At 70.7% G+C, this 3,857-nt stretch carries 5 protein-coding genes and 1 pseudogene; 3 read left to right on the top strand and 3 right to left on the bottom strand.

The genetic code is table 11. The features are described from left to right. Nucleotides 1-185, top strand: a pseudogene (locus tag SACHA_RS25975) (transcriptional regulator); the annotation flags it as partial. Nucleotides 186-187: 2 nt separating this feature from the next. After that, the gene (locus SACHA_RS0104665; RefSeq protein WP_019807569.1) at nt 188-532 is read left to right on the top strand and encodes a DUF3817 domain-containing protein; all 345 of its coding nucleotides are present in this window, start codon (nt 188-190) and stop codon (nt 530-532) included. Here SACHA_RS0104665 and SACHA_RS0104660 read toward each other — a convergent pair. From SACHA_RS0104660 to SACHA_RS0104650, 3 genes are read right to left on the bottom strand one after another with little or no spacing between them, the layout of a single operon-like run. After that, entirely contained in the window at nt 498-1,373 is an 876-nt protein-coding gene (locus tag SACHA_RS0104660) for a spermidine synthase (RefSeq protein WP_019807567.1), read from the bottom strand. The genes SACHA_RS0104665 and SACHA_RS0104660 overlap by 35 nt on opposite strands. Then, nucleotides 1,373-1,762, bottom strand: a complete 390-nt coding sequence (gene speD, locus SACHA_RS0104655) for an adenosylmethionine decarboxylase (protein WP_019807566.1) — start codon at nt 1,760-1,762, stop codon at nt 1,373-1,375. The genes SACHA_RS0104660 and speD overlap by 1 nt, the downstream gene beginning before the upstream one ends. Next, nucleotides 1,762-2,925 carry a type III PLP-dependent enzyme gene (locus SACHA_RS0104650; RefSeq protein WP_019807564.1) on the bottom strand — a complete coding sequence of 388 codons (1,164 nt, stop codon included), beginning with the start codon at nt 2,923-2,925 and terminating at the stop codon, nt 1,762-1,764. The genes speD and SACHA_RS0104650 overlap by 1 nt, the downstream gene beginning before the upstream one ends. Nucleotides 2,926-3,520: 595 nt before the next feature. On the opposite strand from SACHA_RS0104650, the gene SACHA_RS20290 reads away from it, so the two are divergent. Continuing rightward, nucleotides 3,521-3,857: hypothetical protein (locus SACHA_RS20290; RefSeq protein WP_198010095.1), on the top strand; the 337-nt coding region annotated here is incomplete at its 3' end.

Genomic DNA, 3,857 nt, shown 5'->3' with positions numbered 1-3,857 from the left:
CGGCGACGACCGCCGCCCGCACCGGGTCCCGGCCCCGGGTCACCGACCGGGACACCGCCCCGGACGCGGACACGGCCTCCGAGCGGGACACGGCCTCCGAGCGGGACACGGCCACCGACGACGCGCTCGCCGAGTACAACCGGTACCTGGCCGAGCTCAACGCCCGCGCGCAGGAGAGGAACTGACGATGGTGAGCACAGGAAACGGGACGACGGCGGCGACCACGGACCTGCGTGGGCCGTTGCAGCGCTTCCGGGTCGCCGCCTTCGTCACCGGTGTCGGCCTGCTCGGCCTCGTCGTGGTGATGGTGCTGCGCTACGGCTTCGGGATGGAGGAGCCCTCCGCGGTCTACTCGCCCATCCACGGGGTGATCTACATGGTCTACCTGGTGGTGGCCGTGGACCTCGCGCTCAAGGCGCGGTGGACGGTCAGGGGCACGCTCGGTGTGCTGCTGGCCGGGTGCGTGCCCCTGCTCTCCTTCGTCGCCGAACGGGCCGTTACCCGGCGTGTCCGGGCCGGCCGGAAGGTCTGACGCGCACCGAGTGCGGCGGCACCGTGCCGCCGCGGAGCGCGTCCGCGTCGATCGACACCGGTTGGTACCCGGCCCCGGGCAACCTGTCGATCATTTTTCCGACCGGGTCCTCGATCCGGTCGGGCCTGCCGGACAGGAACGCCCACTCGTGCTCGTCGGAGCCGTAGTAGACGGCGGTGCCGAACAGGCCGGTGAACCGGTCCCACGCCGTGATCAGCGTGTCGTTGCGCCACAGCGTCGGGCACCCGCCCTGCGCGGTGACGACCCCGCCCGGTTTCAGCCGCTCCGCGCAGCGGCGCAGGAAGTCCGCGCCGTACAGCCGGTTGTGCTGGGCGTCCGGGTCGAGGTTCTCGTCGGGCAGATCGATCACGATCACGTCGTAGCGTTCGTCGGTGCCCGAGAGGAAGTTCCATCCGTCGGTGTAGTGGATCCGCACCGGACCGGTGCCGCGTTCGGCCTCCGCCAGCTCGGCGGGCGTGTAGCCGTACGGGAGGTGCTCCGCGCACGCCCGCACGGCGGCCTCGTCGATGTCCACGTGGTCGACCAGGTCGGCGCCCTGCTGCACGGCCATCTGGCAGACGACTCCCTCGCTCGACCCGATGACGAGCACGGAACGCACCGTGTCGGCGAGCAGCATCGGCGGCACCATCAGGGCCTCGTGGTAGACGAGCTGGCTGGCCTCGGTGCTCTGCCGCTCGTCGTCGCAGAACAGCGTGAGCCCCTGCGCGGTGCGCCCGATCAGGACGTGCTGGTAGTCGGTGTGCGTGTCCAGGACGATCCCGTCGACGTCCCACACGCGGGTCATGCCGTCTCCGTACGGTTCGACGATCCGTGCCGCCATCAGGTCCCCGCCTCCGCGGGCTGACGGCCACGGTGGAACGTCGACATGGACACTGACCCGGTGCCGAGCGCGTCGGCCAGCAGGGTCACGGCACGCTCGGGATCGGCCCGTTCGCCGCAGGTGAACACGTCGACGAACACCGCGCCGATCTCGGGGTAGGTGTGAACCGACGCATGGGACTCGGCGAGCATCGCCAGGACGGTCACGCCTTGCGGCTCGAAGCGGTGGGCGATGACTTCGCACACCGTCGCGCCGGCGTCGGTCAGCGTGTTCGCCAAGGTGCTGCGCAGGAAAGTCTCGTCGTCGAGCAACTGCGGCTCGATGCCCTCCAACTCGGCGAGGACGTGCTTGCCGGAGAACACGCCGACCGGAACGAACTCACTCGGCACTAGATCAGCCTCCCTTCAGAAATGCAGTACGTACGCAATGGCTCTATTCCGTTGAACGCGACCGACGAGTAGCTTGCCGTGTACGCGCCCGTCGCGAGTATGTCGATCCGGTCGCCCTGTCGCAGCGACAGCGGCAGCCGGTAGGGCGTTCGCTGGTAGAGCACGTCGTCACCATCGCACGTGGGCCCGGCGATGATCGCAGGGCCGTCCGCGTCGGAGTGCTCGTCCACGACGTCGAACCGGTAGGCGATCGCCTCGTTCTCGGTCTCGGCCAGCCCGTTGTACCGGCCGATGTCGAGGTATACCCACCGATGTGGGTCCGCATCGGCCTTGCGGGACACCAGCACCACCTCGGAGCGGATCAGTCCGGCCTCCGCGACGACGGCGCGGCCGGGTTCGACGACCAGTTCGGGTTGTGTGTCCGGGAAGTGTGTGGCCAACGCCTCCCGGACGTCGGCGGCGTAGGACTCCACCGACGGCGCGGGTCCGGTGTACGCGACGCCGAAGCCCCCGCCCACGTTCAGCCGCCGGAGCCGGACACCGCGCTCGGCCGCCGAGGTGAAGACCTTGGCGGCCGAGGAGATCGCGACGTCCCACGCGTTCGGGTTCAGCTGTTGTGAGCCGACGTGAAAGCTTACCCCCACGGGTCGCAGTCCCGCCGCGGCCGCGGCGACCAGCAGTTCGGCGGCGTGGTCGGCACGGACCCCGAACTTGTGCCCGAACGGGGTGACCGAGTCGGGCCCGCCGTCGACGAGGATCCGCACCGAAACCTCCGCCCCGGGCGCGTTCCGTGCGATGTTGTCGAGATCACCCCGGGCGTCGAAGGTGAATTCGGTGACACCGTGCGCGTGTGCCGTCGCGATGTCGGCCGGCTTCTTGATGGTGTTGCCGTAGGAGAGCGTCCCGGGCCGGGCGCCCTCCCGCAGGCACAGGTCGATCTCGGCGGGACTGGCCACGTCGAACGCCGCTCCTTCCCGCGCGAGCGCACGCACCACGGCGGGCTCGGGATTGGCCTTCACGGCGTACTGCACCCGGCCCGGGGCGAACGCCGCGGCCATCGACCGGTACCGGGCGAGTACGGCGTCGACGTCGACGACCAGGCACGGGGTCGGCGGTTGCTGGGTGGTCAGGAAATCGCGAATCCGGTCAACCGTTGTCTCCACCCGTGCGAGGGTAGGTCGGTGCCGTCGGACCCGGCCGCCGGCGGAGCCGCCTCCGCTCGGCGAGCGCGGACGGTGGTCGCCCGCCACCCGGCCCGGGAATGCCGGGCGGGAGGTTGCCACAAGATCGTGCCTAATTCGCGCGGCCCGTGTCACCTGGGCACCACCCACCATGCCCCGGGTAGGTGACCCGGTACGCGGAGATTGCTCTGTGTGGGTGAGCCTTGACCGGCTTTGTCGGACGAGTGTCGTAATCGGACCGGCGTCCGTGTCCCCCGATTCGCCGCCGTGCCGGGCCGATGATCAGTAATGATCGTGTCATCGCAGGTCAGGTGCCCCGTGTCGAGGAATCTCGACACTCGTGCGATTGGTGTAGGCTCTGTCCACCCTGACCGAGTCCCCCTGACGGAGTGCGCGGTGGCACCGGCTCGTGGGCGATGGCCGGTCGGCGCGCCCCGGGGCGCGCGACGCCCGACGTGCCCGTCGGGGATGACGATTCGGTGCGAGAGCGGGACGTGAGGACACCGCGGCTCGACGGCACCGGCACCCGGCCGGAGGCATCGACCGTGGCGGGCAGACCGGAGGAGGAGTCACCTTCGTGAAGGTTGCGTCGGACGGCCGAGTGCCCGTGGGGCGACTCCTCGGGGAGGAGCCGTCCCGGTCCCGGTGGCGCGCCGTGCTGCGCTGGCGTGACTGGGGTCTCCCGGTCAAGCTCGGGTCCGTCACGCTCATCCCGATCCTCCTCGCGCTGGGGCTCGGCGGGGTCACGCTGGTCGACCACATCGCGCACGCGGACCGTGCGGACCGGCAGGACCGGCTCGCCGGGGCGGGCGTCGCCGTCCACTCCCTGCTCGACGCCCTGCAGCGGGAACGGACGCTCACCGCCGAGGCCCTCACCGCGGGCGACGGCATCGACTCCGCCGAACTGCGGGCGG

Source organism: Saccharomonospora halophila 8 (genome assembly GCF_000383775.1).
GTDB classification, from domain to species: Bacteria; Actinomycetota; Actinomycetes; order Mycobacteriales; family Pseudonocardiaceae; genus Saccharomonospora; species Saccharomonospora halophila.
The sequence above is the reverse complement of the archived record's forward strand: the minus strand, read 5'-3'. Positions and strand labels throughout refer to the sequence as shown.

Bases quoted from the DNA above. Each gene is read 5' to 3' on its own strand.
- SACHA_RS0104660 (WP_019807567.1), bottom strand. From the start codon at position 1,373: ATGGCGGCACGGATCGTCGAACCGTACGGAGACGGCATGACCCGCGTG.
- SACHA_RS0104665 (WP_019807569.1), top strand. From the start codon at position 188: ATGGTGAGCACAGGAAACGGGACGACGGCGGCGACCACGGACCTGCGT.